The organism is Exiguobacterium sp. SH1S21, assembly GCF_004337175.1.
Classification (GTDB): Bacteria; Bacillota; Bacilli; order Exiguobacteriales; family Exiguobacteriaceae; genus Exiguobacterium; species Exiguobacterium aurantiacum_A.
The window spans coordinates 147758-167856 of the sequence record NZ_SJUY01000008.1 but is presented as its reverse complement, the minus strand read 5'-3'; the positions used below and the strand labels follow the sequence as shown (position 1 = coordinate 167856).

The 20099-nt window shown below is 52.4% G+C and carries 20 protein-coding genes and 1 riboswitch; of the genes, 5 read left to right on the top strand and 15 right to left on the bottom strand.

Annotation, left to right across the window (positions count from 1 at the left end; translation table 11 throughout):
- Window positions 1–70: 70 nt before the first annotated feature.
- The gene (locus tag EVJ24_RS11975) at window positions 71–1252 is read right to left on the bottom strand and encodes an MDR family MFS transporter (RefSeq protein WP_131441464.1); all 1182 of its coding nucleotides are present in this window, start codon (window positions 1250–1252) and stop codon (window positions 71–73) included.
- 176 nt (window positions 1253–1428) lie between these two features.
- Here EVJ24_RS11975 and EVJ24_RS11970 point away from each other — a divergent pair, with 176 nt between their 5' ends.
- Together EVJ24_RS11970 and EVJ24_RS11965 are read left to right on the top strand one after the other, a co-directional pair.
- Window positions 1429–2406 carry a TIGR01212 family radical SAM protein gene (locus EVJ24_RS11970; RefSeq protein ID WP_131441463.1) on the top strand — a complete coding sequence of 326 codons (978 nt, stop codon included), beginning with the start codon at window positions 1429–1431 and terminating at the stop codon, window positions 2404–2406.
- A complete protein-coding gene (locus EVJ24_RS11965) occupies window positions 2360–2929 on the top strand; it encodes a tRNA (mnm(5)s(2)U34)-methyltransferase (protein ID WP_131441462.1) in 570 nt (189 codons plus the stop codon). Before EVJ24_RS11970 ends, EVJ24_RS11965 begins: the two co-directional genes overlap by 47 nt.
- 31 nt (window positions 2930–2960) lie before the next feature.
- Here the strand turns inward: EVJ24_RS11965 and EVJ24_RS11960 are convergent, their stop codons facing one another.
- Window positions 2961–3677: an alpha/beta hydrolase gene (locus EVJ24_RS11960; protein ID WP_070329405.1), complete on the bottom strand. Its 717-nt coding sequence runs from the start codon at window positions 3675–3677 to the stop codon at window positions 2961–2963.
- 89 nt (window positions 3678–3766) lie between these two features.
- Window positions 3767–4237, bottom strand: coding sequence for a GNAT family N-acetyltransferase (locus tag EVJ24_RS11955; protein ID WP_131441461.1), 471 nt, complete (start codon window positions 4235–4237; stop codon window positions 3767–3769).
- A gap of 164 nt (window positions 4238–4401) precedes the next feature.
- On the opposite strand from EVJ24_RS11955, the gene EVJ24_RS11950 reads away from it, so the two are divergent.
- Window positions 4402–4899 carry a YtxH domain-containing protein gene (locus EVJ24_RS11950; protein ID WP_131441460.1) on the top strand — a complete coding sequence of 166 codons (498 nt, stop codon included), beginning with the start codon at window positions 4402–4404 and terminating at the stop codon, window positions 4897–4899.
- A gap of 40 nt (window positions 4900–4939) precedes the next feature.
- Here the strand turns inward: EVJ24_RS11950 and metK are convergent, their stop codons facing one another.
- Window positions 4940–6148 carry a methionine adenosyltransferase gene (gene metK, locus EVJ24_RS11945; RefSeq protein WP_071397872.1) on the bottom strand — a complete coding sequence of 403 codons (1209 nt, stop codon included), beginning with the start codon at window positions 6146–6148 and terminating at the stop codon, window positions 4940–4942.
- A gap of 131 nt (window positions 6149–6279) precedes the next feature.
- Window positions 6280–6399: riboswitch (SAM riboswitch) on the bottom strand.
- Window positions 6400–6716: 317 nt separating this feature from the next.
- Here metK and pckA point away from each other — a divergent pair.
- Window positions 6717–8288, top strand: coding sequence for a phosphoenolpyruvate carboxykinase (ATP) (gene pckA / locus EVJ24_RS11940; RefSeq protein ID WP_131441459.1), 1572 nt, complete (start codon window positions 6717–6719; stop codon window positions 8286–8288).
- Between the two features lie 29 nt (window positions 8289–8317).
- Here the strand turns inward: pckA and EVJ24_RS11935 are convergent, their stop codons facing one another.
- The 11 genes from EVJ24_RS11935 to EVJ24_RS11885 all read right to left on the bottom strand — a co-directional run bounded on the left by EVJ24_RS11935 (window position 8318) and on the right by EVJ24_RS11885 (window position 17306).
- Window positions 8318–9079 (bottom strand): alpha/beta hydrolase family protein, encoded by a 762-nt coding sequence (locus EVJ24_RS11935; protein ID WP_131441458.1) that lies wholly within the window; start codon window positions 9077–9079, stop codon window positions 8318–8320.
- Complete coding sequence (ytkD, locus tag EVJ24_RS11930) at window positions 9060–9533, bottom strand: RNA deprotection pyrophosphohydrolase (protein ID WP_070328784.1); 474 nt, start codon at window positions 9531–9533, stop codon at window positions 9060–9062. Before ytkD ends, EVJ24_RS11935 begins: the two co-directional genes overlap by 20 nt.
- Window positions 9534–9631: 98 nt before the next feature.
- The gene (locus EVJ24_RS11925; RefSeq protein ID WP_071397875.1) at window positions 9632–10984 is read right to left on the bottom strand and encodes a glucose-6-phosphate isomerase; all 1353 of its coding nucleotides are present in this window, start codon (window positions 10982–10984) and stop codon (window positions 9632–9634) included.
- Window positions 10985–11090: 106 nt separating this feature from the next.
- Entirely contained in the window at window positions 11091–12254 is a 1164-nt protein-coding gene (locus tag EVJ24_RS11920) for an iron-containing alcohol dehydrogenase (RefSeq protein WP_071397876.1), read from the bottom strand.
- Window positions 12255–12322: 68 nt separating this feature from the next.
- A complete protein-coding gene (locus tag EVJ24_RS11915; protein WP_131441457.1) occupies window positions 12323–13321 on the bottom strand; it encodes a Gfo/Idh/MocA family protein in 999 nt (332 codons plus the stop codon).
- A gap of 96 nt (window positions 13322–13417) precedes the next feature.
- Window positions 13418–13810: a S1 domain-containing post-transcriptional regulator GSP13 gene (gene yugI / locus EVJ24_RS11910; protein WP_016509788.1), complete on the bottom strand. Its 393-nt coding sequence runs from the start codon at window positions 13808–13810 to the stop codon at window positions 13418–13420.
- Window positions 13811–14331: 521 nt separating this feature from the next.
- Entirely contained in the window at window positions 14332–15519 is a 1188-nt protein-coding gene (locus tag EVJ24_RS11905; protein ID WP_131441456.1) for an aminotransferase, read from the bottom strand.
- Window positions 15516–16010 (bottom strand): Lrp/AsnC family transcriptional regulator, encoded by a 495-nt coding sequence (locus tag EVJ24_RS11900; RefSeq protein ID WP_131441455.1) that lies wholly within the window; start codon window positions 16008–16010, stop codon window positions 15516–15518. The genes EVJ24_RS11905 and EVJ24_RS11900 overlap by 4 nt, the downstream gene beginning before the upstream one ends.
- 1 nt (window position 16011) lies before the next feature.
- Window positions 16012–16815 carry a glycosyltransferase family 2 protein gene (locus EVJ24_RS11895; RefSeq protein WP_131441454.1) on the bottom strand — a complete coding sequence of 268 codons (804 nt, stop codon included), beginning with the start codon at window positions 16813–16815 and terminating at the stop codon, window positions 16012–16014.
- On the bottom strand, window positions 16812–17060 hold the full coding sequence (locus EVJ24_RS11890) for a NifU N-terminal domain-containing protein (RefSeq protein WP_131441453.1): 249 nt from the start codon (window positions 17058–17060) through the stop codon (window positions 16812–16814). Before EVJ24_RS11890 ends, EVJ24_RS11895 begins: the two co-directional genes overlap by 4 nt.
- Window positions 17061–17072: 12 nt before the next feature.
- Complete coding sequence (locus EVJ24_RS11885; RefSeq protein ID WP_131441452.1) at window positions 17073–17306, bottom strand: DUF1871 family protein; 234 nt, start codon at window positions 17304–17306, stop codon at window positions 17073–17075.
- 510 nt (window positions 17307–17816) lie between these two features.
- On the opposite strand from EVJ24_RS11885, the gene EVJ24_RS11880 reads away from it, so the two are divergent.
- On the top strand, window positions 17817–20084 hold the full coding sequence (locus tag EVJ24_RS11880; RefSeq protein ID WP_269089714.1) for a ribonucleoside-diphosphate reductase subunit alpha: 2268 nt from the start codon (window positions 17817–17819) through the stop codon (window positions 20082–20084).
- Window positions 20085–20099: the final 15 nt, after the last annotated feature.

The following is a 20099-nucleotide window of genomic DNA, read 5'->3' as shown; positions in this document are numbered from 1 at the left end:
TTTACCTAGATTTTAAATGAGATTGCAACATCGCATGCAAATTGAATACGCGGTCGATGTGCAATTCGAATCAAGTTTGACGATTCAACGAACTGATTTTCATAAAGAAGAAAAGCGCTGTGACAATGAGTAGAAGCAACAATCCAAACACAGCGTTCATACCGAGTAAATCGAACGTGAGTCCTGAGAGTGTCGGTCCAATCATCCGTCCGACCGACGCGGCGATGTTGACGAGTCCTTGGAACTGTCCGGCTTTACCCGGAGGTGCAAGTTTTGCGGCGATCGTCGGGACGGCCGGCCAGATGAACATCTCACCGATCGTCATGACGATCATCGCGACCATGAACATCGTGAACCCTCCCGCGAACGGCACGATGATGAAAGCAGCGAGGAAGATGACGGCACCGACGACGAGTTGGCGCTTCAAATCGTCTTCAAAGTAGCGCAGCGCCCGGTTAAGGAGCGGTTGGGCGAACACGATCAACGCTCCGTTGACCGTCCACAGCAGTGAATATTGGCTGATCGTCACACCGAGGTCTTTCGAATGGACGGCGATCGTTCCTTGCCACTGGACGTAGACGAACCAGAGTGCGGCATAACCGATGGCGACAAACCACAGCGATTTCATCGTCGCGCCAGAGAGCGTCGTCGCCGCGGCCTCGAGCTGAGATTGGACGATTGGGCGACCCGGGTTTTTCAAGTAACGCAGGCCGAACAACAGCACAACGACGAAAAGGACCGACAAGAAGAAGTTCGCATAGAAGATCCACTCGATGTTGATACGCGCGATCTGACCGCTCATCGCCGTCCCGAGGGCAACACCGACGTTTTGGGCGACGTAAATCGCGTTGAACGAGCGCCGGCCGCCTTCAGGCCAAATCAAACCAGCAAACGCGTACACGGTCGGAAAGACGAGCCCACCCGAGAACCCGATCAAACCGAGCCATGCCAAATACCCGAAGAACGTAGCATGAAACAATAAGAATCCGAGCGAGCTCGCGAGCAACAGCCCGACCGAGATGACGAGCGTCCGCTTCCCGCCGATGCGGTCGAACAACGTCCCGCCGATATAGTTACCAGCGATCGCGAGCGCTGAGTTGACGAGCAGCGCAATACCTGCGAGCGTCATCGACTCGCCTAAATATCCATTAATATAGAGTGTGTTAAATGGCCATAAAAAAGACGCCGCCGTTGTGTTGAGCGCCATCGCAATGACTAGAATCCATACCGAAATCGGCATTTTATTGTTCATACCCGTTACTCCTTTCATTCCTTTAAACGATAAAAAATCCGGCACGACGGCCGAATCTGTGATGAGTCCTTCTCCAAGCTAACGGAACGCTACATAACTGTCAAGAAAAATTACTTATTATGAAGTAAAGCAAGTCCCACCTTGTGATAGCATGAGCAAGGAAGGAGAGGATAGCATTGAATAACCCGTTTGGCCAAGCTAGATTTCATAAATTAAATGAAGCGTATCGTCGCGAATTCGGAGAGAAAGTGTTCAAAGTCCCACTCGATGGCGGCTTCACTTGTCCGAACCGCGACGGTCTCGTCTCAAAAGGCGGCTGCACGTTCTGTTCGGATGACGGCAGCGGCGATTTTGCCGGCAACGCCTGTGATCCGATCCCGGTCCAGTTCGCCGAGGGCACGGCCCGTCTGCATCGGAAATGGAAGCAGGCGTTGTATATCGCCTACTTCCAAGCGTTCAGCAACACGTACGCACCCGTAGAGCGCTTGCGCGAGCTGTTCGAACCGGCACTCGCAGAAGAAGGCGTCGTCGGCCTGTCGATCGCGACACGTCCCGACTGTCTGCCAGACGACGTCGTCGACTATCTCGCTGAGTTGAACGAGCGGACGTCACTCACGGTCGAACTCGGCCTGCAGACGATCCATGATTCAACCGCGAAAAAGATCAACCGGGGTCACGACTATAAGACGTTCCTAGATGGTCTCGCGAAACTGCGGAGCCGGAACATTTCCGTCTGTGTCCATATCATCAACGGGCTTCCCGGTGAAACGCCAGACATGATGCTCGACACGGCCCGAGAAGTTGCTAAAATGGATATACAAGGAATCAAGATCCATTTGCTCCACGTCTTAAAACAGACGCCGCTCGCCAGACAATACGAGTTGGGGCTGCTCGAACTCATGGACGAGACGACATACGTCTCGCTCGTCTGCGATCAGCTCGAGTACTTACCGCCTGAAATCGTGATTCACCGATTGACGGGCGACGGTCCACCCGACTTATTGATCGGACCGACGTGGAGCCGGCACAAAATGGCCGTCTTGAACGCCATCAACGCCGAGTTGGAACGTCGTGATTCCTTCCAAGGAAAAAAGAAGGATGAGATCTATGGGATTAATGAGAGTTTTACCGTTCGCGAAGCATCTGTTAAGTGAACACGTTACAGACGGTTCCGTCGCCATCGATATGACGGCCGGCAACGGACACGATACATTGTTTCTAGCAGAACGAGTCGGCAGCGGCCACGTCTACGCGTTTGACGTCCAAGAGGCGGCAGTCAAGGCGACGACAGACCGCATCACCGCCGCCAATCTGCTTGATCGTGTCTCGGTCGTCCACGACAGCCACGACACGGTCAAGGCGGTCGTCGCGGATGAAACCCGTCCGATCACGGCGGCCGTCTTCAATCTCGGCTACTTGCCTGGGAGCGACAAGTCGATCACAACGACCGGCAACACGACGATCGACGCCCTCGAGCAATTGCTCGACGTGATGGCCGTCGGCGGTGTCGTCGTCGTCGTCATCTACCACGGCCATGAGAGCGGGAAAGTCGAGCGGGACGAGGTGCTCACGTACGTCGAGTCACTCGACCAAAAACGAGCCGGCGTTCTCCGTTACGGTTTCGTCAACCAAATCAATCATCCGCCATTCATCGTGGCGATCGAAAAACGGGCATGAAAACAGGCGACTCACGCGAGTCGCCTGTTATTTATTCCCGAATCAATTCATAAAACGTTAACAGCGTCTCCGCGAACTTCGTGTTCAACCGTTCATAGCCAAAGTGCGGGAACCCTTCGAGTCGACGGATGTAGACTTGGTCGCCGCCGATTTTGCGGCAGACGTTCAACGTCAGCTTCACGTCGGCGAAACGATCGTCCGGCGCGTAGAAGCAAGCGAGCGGTAAGCGAGGTAAATGTTTCTTCTCCTCTTGATGCTCGACGATCTCTTCTTCGATTTCGCGGTACTGCGCGTATGTGATCTCGCCGAAACGAGATGACTCTTCCCCGCCGCCGGTGAACGTCATCATACTGAGCGGCAAATCGGGGCGGAACCGGTCGACCGCACTGGCGACGACTTGTTTGAGCCCGCCGATTTGGCGGGACGAATGCCAATCAAAGAGCGGGGAGATGTATGTCAAACTCCCGAGCGGCACGTCGTACTCTTGCAGGAGGCGGTTCGTCAAGAGCGCCCCGAGACTGAAGGCGATGACGTGAATCGGTAGTTTGGACTGACTCGCTTCCCGTAGCGTGTTCTTGATCAGCTGTTTATGGTCTTCTGCCGTTAGTCCGACCGTCTGTCCGGTCACGACGAGCACCTCATAGTCGACACTGAGTCGCTGCAAAAATGCTTCACTGAGCCGGGACGTGAACTGTAACGGGTAAACGATCACGATGACCCCTTTTCGTGATTCTTCTTCATATGTCATGCTGTCACCTCATTATTAGTATGTCTCATCAATTCTAACAAAAAACATCAGCCGCTGACTGATGTTTGAAAGAAAATCCGTCTGGAGTCTTAGCGTGGGTCGTAACGCAAATGGATGAGCTCCATCGGTTGATCGTACACTTCTTCTTGAATTCGGTTCAGTTCGGTGAACGCTTGATGGCTTAAGAAGGCGATCGCTTGCTCGTTCGAACTCTCGACGTACAGCTCGATCGGCTGCGCTTTCCGCTCTTGGAGATGCGTCAGCAGTTCCGCCCCAAGTCCTTGGCGATGGTGAGCCGGATGAAGATAAAGACGAAGCACTTCCCACGTATCACCGCGGTCGATCGCATGGTAAAACCCGATGACGTCTCCTTCGGACTCACCGACGATGAACAACTGTTCTTTCGCTTCTTCACTCGAACCAATGGCCCGGACGATCTCTTCTTGTTGATAGGCGCGCTCCATCACCTTAGACCGAACGTCATCTGTCACACTGATGGTCGCAAGTGCGATATCTCGAATCGTGGCGGCATCTTCTGGTACGGCTTCCCGCATCTTCATAACAGCTTCCCCCTTTTGGCCAATCTAGTACTATCATTCCCCATCACGTAAAAAATATCCTGCCCTTCTATTACTTTTTCGTGTCGAAATAAAGCAGAACGTTATTTTCTATTTTAACTAGGGTATATGAGTACCAATGCCAACTTACAAAGGAGTGTTTAGACATGGAACCAACATTACAAAACGATCCGCACGCAGCTAACGCTAACAACCCGAATCGCCAATTCGACCAAACCAACTCGGGTGGTCCTAGAATCAACGTCGTGACCGGGATGCTTCTCGGTGCGCTCGTCGGCGGTCTGATCGCCCTACTTAGCTCGTCGAACCGTGAGACGACGAAACAGTCACTCACGAATGCGAAGTCGTCTGTCGGCGGTCTCGTCGACACGATCAAAGAAGATCCGGCCGGTAAAGCGTCTCAAGTCATCGAGCAAGTGAAATCGGCTTCAGGTATGATTCAAGAAGTATCGACCGATGTGCAAAACGTCTATGAAAAAGTTGTCGGTGAAGTCGACACGGTCAAACAAGACGTGAACAAAGTCGTCGAGACAGCCCAGGAAGCAAAATCAGATTTGCAAGATATTGGCGAGAAAGTCGTCGAGGCGAAAGATACGGCACTTGGCAACGAGAACGCAACAAACGAAAATAAACCACAAGCATAATAAAAAACGACCTTTCTCACGAAAGGTCGTCTTTTTGTGCTTATGCGAAACGTTTTGCGCCTTCTTCAAGCACTGCCGCTTTGTCCGTTTGCTCCCATGGGAGTTCAACGTCTGTGCGACCAAAGTGTCCGTAAGCTGCTGTCTGTCTGTAGATCGGGCGACGAAGGTCGAGCATCTTGATGATGCCGGCCGGACGAAGGTCGAAGTTCTCACGAATGAGTTCAACGAGTTCAGTCTCGCTCAATTTACCAGTGCCGAACGTGTCCACCGCGATTGAAACCGGGTGTGCGACACCGATCGCGTATGCAAGTTGAACTTCCGCTTTGTCAGCAAGTCCAGCTGCCACGAGGTTTTTCGCCACGTAGCGGGCCGCATATGCTGCCGAACGGTCAACTTTGGTAGGATCTTTACCTGAGAACGCACCACCGCCGTGGCGAGCGTATCCACCGTATGTGTCGACGATGATTTTACGTCCTGTAAGACCTGCATCACCTTGTGGTCCACCGATGACGAAACGGCCAGTCGGGTTGATGAAGTATTTTGTCTCGGCGTCGATGAGTTCAGCCGGGATGACTGCTTCGATCACGTGTTCTTTAAGGTCCGCTTGGATCTGCTCGAGCGTGATGTCTTCTGCATGTTGTGTCGAGATGACGATCGTATCGATACGGACCGGGTTGTTGTCTTGGTCGTATTCGACAGTTACTTGTGTCTTACCGTCTGGACGAAGGTAAGCAAGCGTTCCGTTTTTGCGAACTTCTGCCAAGCGACGTGACAATTTGTGAGCGAGTGAGATCGGGAGCGGCATGAGTTCAGGTGTCTCGTTCGTTGCATAACCGAACATGAGGCCTTGGTCACCGGCACCGATCGCATCGATCTCTTCGTCAGTCATTTGACCTTCACGAGCTTCGAGCGCTTGGTCGACACCGAGGGCGATGTCTGCCGACTGCTCGTCGATTGCTGTGAGTACAGCACAAGTCTCAGCGTCAAAACCATATTTGGCACGCGTGTAGCCGATTTCACGAACAGTTTCACGTACAACTTTCGGGATATCCACGTAAGTCGATGTCGTGATTTCACCAGCTACGAGCACGAGACCTGTCGTGACAGACGTCTCAGCCGCAACGCGGGCGTTTGGATCTTCAGCCAAAATGGCATCCAAAATCGCATCTGAGATTTGGTCACAAATTTTATCCGGATGTCCTTCAGTGACGGACTCCGAAGTGAAAAGTCGACGGTTCAAGTTTGACATTTCGAAAAACCTCCTATTAATAAGGGTGATGTGTGGACGGTACTCGTTCCCCTTACGCGTTGCTTTGGGACGGTAATGAAAAAAACCTTTCGCCACGTTCAATGGGAAAGGTTGAATCGTTCTTCCTTACCCTCTTATCGTTCGAAGCTGTCGCTTCGCTTCAGGATAGCACCTTTTCCGAAAAAAACTACAGGATCGGACGGTTGCTGGGCTTCGTAGGGCCTTGTTCCCTCCACCGCTCAGAATAAGAGTATCCGTTACGAACACCATCATATAAATGCCATACCGTTCTGTCAAGCGTATCTGCTTAATTTGTAAATTTCTTCGTAATCACGGAAATCATTTATGTTTGTGAAATATCAAACATTTTTTTGACGGTTTCCGTTTTTTCACTCCCCGCTTATACAGAATATGTTAGAATGTCCTTGTAAGAAAGCGCTTACTTTAAAGGGTAAAGAAATGCTTGTTTTTGATTAGTGTGTCACATATAATAAAAATGTCATACTAATCAAACGCGGAAGTATGCGGATTTCATCCACATCTATTTAGGGGAAAGGTGGGATTCAGGATGGCGACTACGCTCCTGAAAATCGAAGAATTAATTAAAGGTGCCGATGTATTACGGAACTTAACGGTTCCAGAATTGGTGGAAGAAGCCATTCGTAACGGTGAAGGCGTACTGACGAAAGACGGGGCTTTATCGGTCAGTACAGGGAAATTCACAGGGCGGTCACCGAAAGACAAATTCGTCGTCCAAGATGAAGTCAGCAACTCGTTAGTGGATTGGGGGCCGGTCAATCAGCCGATCGCAGAAGAAAAATTTACCGCTCTTCTCGACAAAGTCCTCACCCATCTCGAGACGAAACAGAAGCTGTATTATCTCGAAGCTTCGGCTGGAGCAGATGAGCACTACACGCTACCGGTACGCGCCATCACCGAGTACGCGTGGCACAGCTTGTTCGCGAAGCAGTTGTTCTTGCGGGAGTGGCCGACAGCCGGTGCGTTTGACCCATTCACGGTCATTTATGCGCCGAGCTACAAGGCCGACCCAACAGTTGACGGGACAAACTCAGAAACGTTTATCCTCGTTTCTTTCGCCAAGCGTACCATTCTGATCGGGGGAACAGAATACGGCGGCGAAATCAAAAAATCAATCTTCTCGGTCATGAACTTCCTATTACCTGAACAGCACGTCTTGTCGATGCATTGCTCGGCCAACGTCTCGGACGCCGGGGAGACGGCGCTCTTTTTCGGACTATCGGGCACGGGCAAGACAACGCTCTCGGCCGATACGGAACGTCATCTCATCGGTGACGATGAGCACGGTTGGTCACCAGACGGCATCTTCAACATCGAAGGAGGTTGCTACGCCAAGACGATCAACTTGTCGCGTGAGAACGAGCCGCAAATTTATGACGCCATCCGTTTCGGCTCGTTGATTGAAAACGTCGTCTTGAACGAAGACCGCTCAGCCGACTACAAAAACATCTCGCTCACCGAGAACACGCGAGCAGCTTACCCGATTCAATTTATCGATAACGCGATGCTCCCTTCACGGGCCGGCCACCCGAACACGATCGTCTTCTTGACGGCCGATGCTTACGGGGTGCTCCCGCCGATCAGCAAGTTGACGAAAGAGCAAGCGATGTATCACTTCCTATCCGGCTACACGTCAAAACTAGCCGGGACGGAGCGCGGCGTGACCGAGCCACAAGCAACGTTCTCGACTTGCTTCGGCTCACCGTTCTTGCCGCTCGCCCCGGAACGGTACGCCGACATGCTCGGTAAGTTGATCGAGCAGCATAACGTCGACGTCTACCTCGTCAACACGGGTTGGACCGGCGGGGCTTACGGTGAAGGGTCACGTATGAAGCTCAGCTACACACGGGCCATGGTGAACGCCGCGATCAACGGTCAATTGCGTGACGTCGACACTGTGAAGCATGACATCTTCAACGTCGACATCCCGGTCCATATCGATGGCGTCCCACAAGACGTGCTCAACCCACGTGACACTTGGAAAGATACAGCTCATTACGATGTCGAAGCACGAGCGCTCGCCTTGAAGTTCCAACAAAACTTTAAACGATTCACGAAAGCGAGTGAGAAAGTCATCGCTGCCGGCCCAATCGTCTTTTAACTCAAAATGACTAGTACCCCGCTCGGGCACTAGTCATTTTTTCTTGCAATCGCCAACATCCAATCCATCGCTCGGTCCGTCGTCTTCCATTTTTCCCAGAACGGGAGCTGATGGGCGAACGGCAAGATCCAAAGCTCTGCTTGCGAACCGATCTTGTCGGCGAGGGCGGTCGCATGACGAAGCCGGACTTGCTCGTCGTCCGTCCCATGAATGAGTAGCGTCGGCGCCTGCCAGTCTTTGAAGAGCGGAGACCGTTCGACATACGCCTCATGGACCGCCTCCGGGTCTCCCCCGGTCATCCGGCGCAACATTTTCCGCATCGAACGCTGTTCTTCATACGTCCACTCCAAATTCGTCACACCCGCCCACGACGTGACCGACGTGACGGGACGTTTTGATGCGAGCGACAACGCCATCATGCCGCCACGGGAAAAGCCGAGGGCGTGAATCGTCTGGTGCGTCCGGCTAATGCGGTCATACAGAGACACGACGTCCTCTAAGTCGGCGCCTCCGAAATCCTCTTTCCCGGTCCCCCCGTGGTTCCCGCGATAAACCGGCGCCACGACATGGAACCCTTTCGCCGCGAATTGCATCAGCCGAGGCAACCGCACGTCACCGATCCTTCCGGTGCCGCCTCGTAAATAAAACAGCACCTGGCCGTTTGGGCGTTTGGGCGTGATCGTGTAGGCGACGACTTCTTCCCCGTCACTCGTCTCGTACCAACCTCGATGAACGGGGTATCCCGCATAAGGAGGCAGGACGTCGACTCGATTAAACCAACTTTTTGTCATGGAGTACTTTCATCGTCTCGGGCAACACTTTATCTTTCATCATGAAACTGTAGCGGCCGTTACGGAGCAGGTTCGTCGGTAACGTGTCCAACAAGACGGCCCCATCGGTCTCATCGACGGCCGGATGATCCTCGAACCGCTCGATCTCCGCAAAATAAATATTTTTGATGACGGTGTCTCCACGCCCGAGCACCCGGTACTGCCCTAAATAATGGAGCGTCTTGACGACGCCTCCCGTCTCCTCGTACACTTCCCGAATCGCCGCGTCGTCCTCGTGTTCTCCGGGTTCGACTTTCCCTCCCGGAAATTCGAGTCCGCGCTGCTTGTGCTTCGTGAGCACCCATTTGTCCGCATAGCGGGCGACGACCCAGACGTGAAGCGGCGTATCCGAAAATGGATAGTGCTCGAAGCTCAACTCGACTTTATTGTGATAGTAGTCCGTGAATGTCAACATAGTCCATCCCTTTCTTTCCCGTGTCTACTCTCACTTTACCTTGTCTCACCCTAGTTTCAAACAAAAAAATAGGCCCGCCGAGGCGGACCTACAACAAATCATTGGTTTAAGCGCTTTTCAAGCTCAGCTTTTTGTTCTTCGTAACCTGGTTTTCCAAGCAACGCGAACATGTTCGCTTTATATGCTTCAACACCTGGTTGGTTGAACGGGTTGACTCCGAGAATGTAGCCGCTCATCGCGCACGCCTTCTCGAAGAAGTAGAACAAGTATCCGAGATGATATGGCGTCATCTCTGGCAATTCGACGACGAGGTTCGGCACGTTTCCGTCCGTGTGGGCGAGAAGCGTTCCTTCCGCCGCCTTGTCGTTGACGAATTGGATCGTCTCACCGGCAAGGAAGTTCAAGCCGTCGAGGTCTTGTGCGTCTTCCGGGACGTTCAATGCGTGACGGACGTTCGTGACACGGATGACCGTCTCGAACAAGTCGCGGCGACCTTCTTGGATGTATTGTCCCATCGAGTGGAGGTCAGTCGAGAAGTCAACAGCCGCCGGGAAGATCCCTTTGTTGTCTTTGCCTTCTGACTCGCCATAAAGCTGTTTCCACCACTCTGATACATAGTGGAGTGCCGGCTCGTAGTTGACGAGAAGTTCGATTGATTTACCTTTCGCATACATGGCGTTACGGACGACCGCGTACTGATACGCCTCGTTCTCTGAAAGTTCAGGTGAACTGTAGGCATTTTCCGCGTCACGCGCACCTTCCATGAGGGCATCGATATCGATGCCTGCCGCAGCGATTGGAAGCAAACCGACTGGTGTGAGGACAGAGAACCGTCCACCGACATCGTCCGGAATGACGAACGTCTCGTAACCCTCTGCATCAGCGAGCGTCTTCAAAGCGCCACGGGCACGGTCTGTCGTCGCATAAATGCGCTCACGTGCGCCGTCTTGGCCGTACTTCTCTTCCATGAACTGCTTGAGGACACGGAAAGCAATTGCCGGCTCTGTCGTCGTTCCCGATTTTGAGATGACGTTGACCGAGACTTCTTTGCCTTCAAGTACTTGAAGCAACTCCGTCATGTACGTTGACGAGATGTTGTGGCCCGCGAAGAAGACTTGCGGGGCGTTACGCTCCTCTTTTGACAACACGTTGAAGAATGAATGTTGCAGCATCTCGATGGCTGCACGAGCGCCGAGATACGACCCACCGATTCCGACGACGACGAGGACGTCCGAGTTGTCGCGGATTCGTTCAGCGGCCGCTTTGATGCGTGCGAACTCATCCGTATCAAAATTCGTTGGAAGGTCGACCCAGCCTAGAAAATCGCTGCCGGCACCGCTCCGGTCGTGGATGACCGAATGGAGTGCTTTCACCGTTTCTTGCATTTGATCGACTTCGTGTTCCCCGACGAAAGACAGGGCGTTAGAATAATCGAAACGTACTGTTGACATGGCATTTCCTCCTTTAAATCGCTCATCTAAGAGCCATACATGACCCATCATAAACGGAAACGACGGATTCGTTCAATCATTATTGCAAAATAGGCATCAAATCGCCTTATTTGCTCAATTCAAGAATCGCAGCCACGTCTTCGCGTTCGAGTGTACGGAAACGTCCGAACGCTCCACGCTTCATCGCTGAATCAAGGATCGCCTCGAACGTCGATTCGTCGATCTCATAGTCGCGGAGTGAACTTGGCGCACCAAGTTGGTCAAAGAAAGCACGAACCGCTGTGATCGTACGTTTTGCCGTCTCGAGGTCTGTCGCACCCGGTTCGACGTCGAACACTTCTGTCCCGAGTCGTGCGAACCGTGCCGCGTTGTCTTCTTCAAGGACGTGCTCCATCCAGCGTGGGAAGAGGATGGCGAGGCCGCCTGCGTGCGGGATGTCATGGACAGCCGAAACGGCGTGCTCGATGTTGTGCGACGCCCAGTCGCCAGAAGCGCCCATCTGCAAGACCCCGTTCAAGGCGATCGTGCCTGCGAACAAGATGATGGCACGCAAGTCGACGTTCTCTAAGTCGTCGACGAGCTTCGGTGCCGACTCGACGACCGCTTTCAAGACGCCTTCAGTCATCCGCTCTTGAACCGGAGCGTGGTTCGGGTGGAAGTACTGCTCGAAACAATGGCTCATCATGTCGACGATGCCATAGATCGTTTGGTCTTTCGGCACCGACACAGTATAGCGCGGGTCGAGGATCGAGAACGTCGGATAGACGAGCGGGTGGCCCCAACCATATTTCTCTTGCGTCTCCCAGTTCGTGATGACCGAACCGGAGTTCATCTCAGAACCTGTCGCCGCGAGCGTGAGCACCGTCCCGAACGGTACCGCTTCAGTCGGGATATGGTCACGGAGGACGATGTCCCATGCGTCGCCGTCATACGGGATCGCTGCCGAGATCAATTTCGTGCAATCGATGACTGAACCGCCGCCGACCGCGAGCAAGGCGTCGATGCCTTCTTCGCGTGCTTTCGTGACCGCACGTCTCACCGTTTCAATCCGCGGGTTCGGTTCGACACCTGAGAAGTCGACGAACTCGATGTCCGCTTTATTTAATTCAGCAACGACTTCCTCATACGTCCCGTTCTTCTTGATGCTCCCGCCTCCATAGACGAGCATCACTTTCTTCGCGTCAAGCGCTTTGAGCTCCCCTGTGAGCTTCTCGATCTGATGCGTCCCGAAGATCAATTTCGTTGGGTTTTTGTATTCAAAGTTGTGCATAAGTCATCCTCCTTCAAAAATATGTAACACCTACACTATATACCCTGTTTTTCTGTATTGAAAAGTGATTAGCCCTGACTGTATATGCGGTCGATGATTTGATGAAGCAGGACCGCCTGTTCGGCCTGCTCGTATGACGGCTCATGCCGACACGCTTCAAGGAAGGAGCGAATCTGTGTCGCGTACGGATCGTCTAACGTCAAATGAGCCGGCGTCTTGTCAAACAGAGCGCCATGTTCTTCTGTATGGATCGTGAGCGGGAACAACGACGCACCGCCGGCTGTCCCGCGCAATTCGACGTTCATCGTATCCTTCGGCCCGATGTTCGCCATGAAGCTCGCATCTAAAAAGAGTGAGGCCCCGTTCTCGAACGTGACCATCGCCCGGGCCGTGTCTTCAACCGAGAAGTTGTCGGCGTCCCAATCCCCCATCAGACCGACACCAGGACGCGTCCCAAGATACTGTCCGACGTGACCGACCACGTCGACCGGTTTCGGATAATCCATCAAATAGAGAGCGAGGTCGAGCATATGTACGCCGATATCAAGTAGCGCCCCGCCTCCTTGAAGTTCTTTGTCCGTGAACACGCCCCAACCCGGGATGCCACGGCGCCTTAGGGCGAGCGCGGTCGCCGCATAGATGTGACCGAGTTCATTTGAGTCAATCAAACGTTTCAGCAGTTGCGTGTCCGTCCGATGCCGGAAATGGAAGCCGTAGTGGAGCGTCCGGTTGGCCCGCTTGGCCGCTTGTAGCATCTCGTCCGCCTCACGCTCCGAGATGGCCGGCGGTTTCTCGCAAAGGACGTGACAACCAGCATCGAGCGCCTGGATGACATGGTCTTTATACAGGGCGTTCGGTGTGCAGACGCTGACCGCATCAAGCTGCTCGTTTGCGAGCATGTCCGCTACCGTGTCATAAACCCGTTCGATCCCGAACTGACGAGCAACCACCTCCCCGCGCTCCCGTGTCCGGTTCATGACCGCGACGACGTCCGCCCCGGCCGCGATGTAATGCGGGATGTGTGCGTTTGTGGCGATACCACCCGTCCCGATGATTCCAATTTTCATGTAAATCTACTCCTTTCTCTATCTCTTTCGGGAACGTCTCTTCAATTTCCTGTACAAAAAAAGGCGACCTATTTGGAATAGGCCGCCTTTCATCACTTACTTTTTGAAATTCGTGTTTTTGATCCAGTCTTCGAGCTTGTCCTTGAGGACTGTGAAGCCTGGCGCTTCTTCTTGCTTGAAGTTTGAAGCTTCGTTGCGGCGTGGTGCGCCACGACGAGCTGGCTTAGCCGACTTCTCGCGTTTTGGTGCTTCTTGTGTCGCTTTCATTGAAAGCTTGATTTTCTTAGATGCTTCATCAACATCAAGAATTTTCACTTCAACTTCTTGGCCGACTTGAACGTACTCGTTCACGTCTTTCACGTAGTCGTGTGAGATTTCAGAGATGTGGACAAGACCTTGTGTCTCGTCGTCGAGTGCGACGAACGCACCGAAAGGTTGAATTCCTGTTACTTTACCTTTTAAAACTTGATCTTTTTCGTATTTTGCCATTACAAACACTCCTATGCTAAATTCATCAACTTACTATAACATACTTTTTTCGATAAAGTGTAGAAAATAGTAAAAAAGATTATTTAGGATTATTTTGACGTTTCAAAGTCGCACCTCAGGGTAAATACAAATCAAGCAAGACTTCAAGTATTCCCCCCTGATTCCGCTAGGCTAACGCCTAGCCCTTTTTTTGTTTTAAGATGTCGCAAACGTCCGCTGCTAGCCGATTTCATAGACATCCCCACTAGCCATCTCGTCCAAACTCATCGCGAATCGACCGACCGATATCCCCAAGTCCATCGCGGTCGGTTCGTACGAATGTTCAAGGTTCGGGTGCCTTACTCATTTACCTTCTAATCCGCCCTCAATCTCGACCCCATAATCTATATTCACACGCCACTTTCGTATATCTTCCCATTTTATGTTACATCGTTCAACCCATTTTAGAATAATCGGTCGATATTCGGTCGTGGCCGAGGCGCGATCACCATTCATCTTGTCGCTAAAACGTCAACAGACCCTCATCGCTGAGAGTCTGTCGTTGACGTTGCCAATTCAAACTGTTTCATGAACCGATCGATACGGCGGATCGCTTCTTGAAGCTGCTCGATCGACGTCGCATAACTCGCACGGACAAAGCCTTCCCCGCTCGCTCCGAACGCATTGCCCGGAACGACCGCCACTCGCTCTTCAAGCAGCAACCGTTCGGCGAACTCCTCGCTCGAAAGCCCGGTATGACGGATGGACGGGAATGCATAGAACGCACCACCCGGGACGTGGGTCGGGAGACCTGCGTCATTTAACGCCTGGATAAAATAGTTACGACGCTGGCGATAACTCTTCACCATCTTCGGGACGTGTTGGTCACGGCTACGCAGCGCCTCGAGCCCTCCGAATTGGACGAGCGTCGGCGCACACATCATGCCGTACTGATGCACTTTAAGCATCTCACGCGTCACGACTTCCGGCGCGCATGTGAACCCGAGCCGCCATCCGGTCATCGCAAACGCTTTTGAGAAACCGTTGACGACGATCGTCCGCTCGCGCATGTCGTGGAGCGTCGCGAAGCTCGTGAACGGGGCATCGTAAGACAGCTCCGCGTAGATCTCATCGCTCACAACCCACAAATCATGTTTCGTAGCGAGTTCCGCGATTTCGGCGAGTTCTTCGCCTGTCATCGTCGCACCGGTCGGGTTCGACGGGAAGCAGAGCAAAATCGCTTTCGTCCGTTCCGTGATCGCTGCTGCGACGTCTTCCCGATTCAAGCGGAACCCGGATTCCGGACGACAAGCGACCGGGACGACGGTTCCACCGGCTAATTCAATGAGCGGCCCGTAGGAGACGAAAGCTGGCTCGACGACGAGAACCTCGTCACCTGGGTTCAATAAAGCACGGAAGGCGATATCGAGCGCCTGAGACGCCCCTGTCGTGACGATCAGTTCGGTCGCCGGGTCATACGTGACGTCAAAACGGTCGGTCATGTAACGAGCAATCGCTTCACGCAGCTCGAGCAGACCCGCGTTGGCACTATAAGCCGTATAGCCTTGCTCGAGTGCCGCGTAGCTCGCTTCGCGGACGTTCCATGGCGTGATGAAGTCCGGCTCTCCCACCCCAAGAGAGACGACATTTTCCATCGTCTGTGCCAAATCGAAGAAACGGCGAATGCCAGACGGCTTCATCGAGACGACTTGATTCGATAGCGACTTCATGGCGTGATGTTCAACCGTTTGTCTTCGACTTGTGGGGTGAACAAAATACCGTCATGCTTGTACGTCTTCAACTTGAAGTGGGTCGTCGTCGACACGACCGAGTCAAGCGGTGACAGTTTGTCCGAGACGAACGACGCCACGTCTTGGAGCGAATTCGCCCGGATGACGACTTGCAGGTCGTACGCGCCCGACATCAAATAGAGAGCCGTCACTTCCGGGAAGCGGTAAATCCGTTCCGCGACCTCGTCAAACCCGCGACCTCGCTTCGGTGTGACTTTGACGTCGATGAACGCCGTGACATCGTGACGGTTAATCTTCTGCCAGTTGATCATCGCCCGGAAACCGAGCAAGATGCCGTCTGCTTTGAACTTCTCGAGCATCGTTTCGACGGTCGCCTCATCGGTCGCGAGCAAGTCCGCGAGCAACTTCGTCTCGAGGTATCCTTTTTCTTCAAGCAATTCCAAAAGTTCTAACTCTTTTGTTGTGTACATATTAGTTGTCTCCTTCCGTTCTACCGGGAAACGTCCCTGCGAACGACCTTTCTGTCTGTCTCACGTACTCCCGCCGTTCGGACTGGACGATATGAAAATTTTTCATCTCCATATTCACCAAATCGTGTTTTTGACAAAACCGCTCAAAGTAGCGTCGACGCGCCTCATCTTGTTTCGCCGATAAGTTGTCGGTTCCGTTAAAAGCGTAGAGCACCGTTGCCCGGGCTGGATGAACGACCGTCCCGTGCTCAATCACACGTAAGATAAAGTCCCAGTCCCAATAGTTATAAACCGTCTCATCGAACATGCCAATGACGTCATGAAGCCGCTTGCGGTAAAGCGTGCCGGACGGGATGAACGTCGAGTCTTGCCGAATCCGGTCCAAGTCGAGTTCGTAGGCGAACGCCTCCCACTCCGTGACGACCCGCCGTCCGTCTTGCCATGTGAACCGAAACAGTTCCGCATCGGTGAAGACGAGGTCTGCCGTCGTCAAATCATCGAGCGCTCGTTCGATATGGGTCGGCATGAGTAAATCATCGTCATCTAATAAGAGAATATACTCGCCTCTTGCCTCCATCACACCTCGGTTTCGCGCTTTGACGTGATGATTTTCTTCAAGCTCGATCAACCGAACCGACAATCGATTCAAAAAAGGCGCCAAAAGATGTTGTTTTGGCGGCCCATCATTATTTACTACAAGCACTTCGAACTGTTGAAACGTCTGTACCGTCAAACTTTCGAGCAGTTCCGTCAGTTCCGCCTCACGCGCGTAGGCCGGAATGACGATCGAAACGAGCGGCCTCATCCGCGGTAAGCAGTTTCGACGTGCGGTAAGATGGCTTCCCAGCTGACGCCGTTCTCTTTTGATACTGTGACAAAATCGCCGTAAGCGAATACGCTCTCGACACCTTCGATCGTGACGAGTTTCGCGAGAAGCGGCTGATCTGTCGTTTCGCCGGCTTTCACACTTTGGCTCTTAGCCCCAAAGACGTTTTCAGGAAGTGTAATTTTCATTGCATTTGGATTAGGTGTTGGATCGATTCGTAACATAGTGGTTCCCCCTTATAATTGACAAGCTTCTGAAGATGTAAGTAACTGTTTGGCCATGGCGCGTGTATCTTCCTCAGTTGGACACTCGCCAAACGAATCCGTTAAAATGCGACGGATCGTCTCATTCAACTCCGATTCCGAGTCGATCTGCACGAGCGCCACTGTGATGTCATCGAACTCTGGCCCGTAAGACCCAAGCCCGTAACCGAGCGGGTCCCATGCTAATAATAAATCTTCTGAACGCATTTTTAAAACCCTTCTTTTTAGCCTTGATATTATATCGTACTTCCTCAATCTACCGCACTTTTGACGATGGCGCTAGCCTTACCTCGGATTTCCCGCTTTTTCAAATCGAGCCAACACTATATCTAGTATTGGTTCCTGGTCATAACCTTTTTAATAATTTATGAAATCAGTGACATTCTTCTTGATTTCCGTATTGACAAATCGGATTGAACGCTTACGAAAAAAGCGGACAGCTTTGACCTCGGGAGTCAGTAAATCTTTTTTTTCGTCTCATATCACGTCTCAAAACGGTTGAGAGCGCCGTTTTAGAGTAAAAGTAATTCATAGCGTCACAGTTTTATGAATTTCAAAGATTGCAAAACTAAATATGGGTGATTTATGATTAAAAAGAGAATAAAACGTCAATATATAGTTAACGGATATTTATCACGTTCTCTACCCAATGACGTTGTATCGGACTAGTTCCGCTATACCTTTATAATTTCTACACCTGAAGAAGGAGTGATCGTTTTGACATCCCCTATCCACCACGAGACGATGTTGCCGGCAACACCAACCCTTGCCGACGTAGCAACATTGATCCAATCCTTAACACAACGCTACCCGCAGCTCAGCGTCGCACGCTACGAGGAACGTTTGATTCGAGCACTCGATTCAAAATCACTGACACAAGATGTAGTATATGACTTGATGACGATGCACGCCCTCGATATGTTGAAGGCTGAAGAGCCAGACTGGACATTCGTCGCGACCGAGATGTACTTAAACCGTCTCTACCTTGAAGCAGCACGCAACCGCGGGTATGACGCTTCGATGCGTTACGGCTCACTCTATTCGATGATCGAGACGCTGACGAACAAAGGCATCTTCACGTCGGCGTTAATTGACACATACTCTAAAGAAGATATCACTTATTTAGAGACGTTGATCGACCCGTCACGCGATCGCCTCTTCACTTACATCGGCCTACGGACGTTATCGGACCGTTACCTCGGACGTGACCACGTCAAAAACTTGTACGAGCTCCCGCAAGAACGGTTCATGGTCATCGCCATGACGCTCATGCAAAACGAGGCCGCGTCTAAACGGGTCCAACTTGTCGAAGAAGCTTACTGGGCGCTCTCGAACCTGTATATGACCGTCGCCACACCGACGCTCTCGAACGCCGGTAAATCGTACGGGCAGCTTAGCTCTTGCTTCATCGATACGGTCGATGATTCACTCCGCGGTATTTACGACTCGAACACGGACGTGGCCACACTTTCAAAAGGCGGCGGCGGCATCGGGGTCTACCTCGGCAAAATTCGTTCACGCGGAAGTGACATTAAAGGATTCAAGGGTGTCTCGAGCGGCGCGTTGCCTTGGATGAAGCAGTTGAACAACACGGCCGTCTCGGTCGATCAACTCGGCATGCGTCAAGGCTCGATCGCCGTCTACTTGGACATCTGGCACAAGGATATCTTTGAATTCCTCGATGCCAAGTTGAACAACGGCGATGAGCGCCTCCGCACTCATGACTTGTTCACCGGCGTCTGTTTACCGGACTTGTTCATGCGTACTGTCGAAGCGCGGGGCGATTGGCATTTGTTCGACCCGCATGAGATCCGCACAGTCATGGGCTTCAGTCTTGAAGACTTCTACGACGAGACGGATAACGGCGGTTCGTTCACCGAGAAATATATGGCTTGTGTCAACAATCCAGAGCTCACACGTGTAACGGTGCCGGCCATCGACCTCGTCAAACGCTACATGCGCTCACAGCTCGAAACGGGCACGCCGTACATGTTCTTCCGGGATGCGGTCAACCGCGCCAACCCGAACAAACATGCAGGTATGATTTACAGCTCGAACCTCTGTTCAGAAATCGCTCAGAACATGTCGGCGACGACAATCGATGAAGAGTACACAGCAGACGGGAAAATCGTTATCACGAAGACGCCGGGCGACTTTGTCGTCTGTAACTTGAGCTCGATCGCACTCGCACGTGCCGTCAAATCCGACGTGCTCGAGCGCCTCATCCCGATTCAAATGCGAATGCTCGATAACGTCATCGACCTCAACACGATCGAAGTGCCGCAAGCGATGATCACGAACCAAAAATATCGTTCTGTCGGTCTCGGCACGTTCGGGTGGCACCATTTGCTCGCCCTCGAAGGCATACGCTGGGAATCGGTCGACGCCGTCCATTATGCTGAAAAACTTTACGAAAAAATCGCCTATCTCACGATTCACGCGTCGATGGAACTCGCAAAAGAAAAAGGCGCGTTCGGCGTGTTTGAAGGTTCGGAATGGCACACGGGCGAATACTTCAGTCGCCGCAACTACCGGTCGCACGACGAGCTCGACTGGGACGGCCTCGCGGCCGAGGTTCACCAAAACGGTGTCCGCAACGCCTATATGATGGCCGTCGCCCCGAACTCGTCGACAGCGATCATCGCTGGCAGCACCGCTTCGATCGACCCAATCTACAAGAAAGTCTATTCGGAAGAGAAGAAAAATTATAAGATCCCAGTGACCGTCCCTGACCTCAACTCGGAGACGAACTGGTTCTATAAATCAGCGTTTGAAGTCGACCAACTTTGGAGCATCCGTCAAAACGCGGCCCGCCAACGCCACATCGACCAAGCGATCAGTTTCAACTTATACGTCAAGAACGACGTGAAGGCGACTGAAATGCTGGGGATGCACCTCGAGGCATGGTCGCTTGGTATGAAATCGATCTATTACACGCGTTCAACGACCGTCGAAGTCGATGAATGCGAATCGTGTTCGTCGTAACATCTGTTTAACGAA